The following is a 317-nucleotide window of genomic DNA, read 5'->3' on the forward strand; positions in this document are numbered from 1 at the left end:
ATTGGTTATGAGTTTTTAGACTTTGGCAAAAGTAATTTGAATCGAGCGCCGGGTCAAACGATGGGCTCGGGTTTGAGTTTGAATCATTTATATACCCATGGGATATTGGTTAATGTCACATATGTAGCATAAGGAAAGAACATCATGGAGCGAACGAATAAAACATCATTTAAAAACTTGCTATTAGCAATACTGATGACAAGACTACTAGTACCAACTGCGCATGCAGGTGGGCCAATGTGGACGTTTACCCCACGAACAGCAACTACAGTTGCAGTACCACCTGGCACAACCGATAGTGTCCAGTACACCGTGAC

At 42.6% G+C, this 317-nt stretch carries 1 pseudogene; it reads left to right on the top strand.

Going from position 1 to position 317, the window contains the following annotated elements:
* Window positions 1-132 (top strand): annotated as a pseudogene (locus tag AB3348_RS15270) (porin family protein); the annotation flags it as partial.
* Window positions 133-317 lie beyond the last annotated feature (185 nt).

This window comes from Legionella sp. W05-934-2, assembly GCF_964199965.1.
Lineage (GTDB): Bacteria > Pseudomonadota > Gammaproteobacteria > Legionellales > Legionellaceae > JAFIFT01.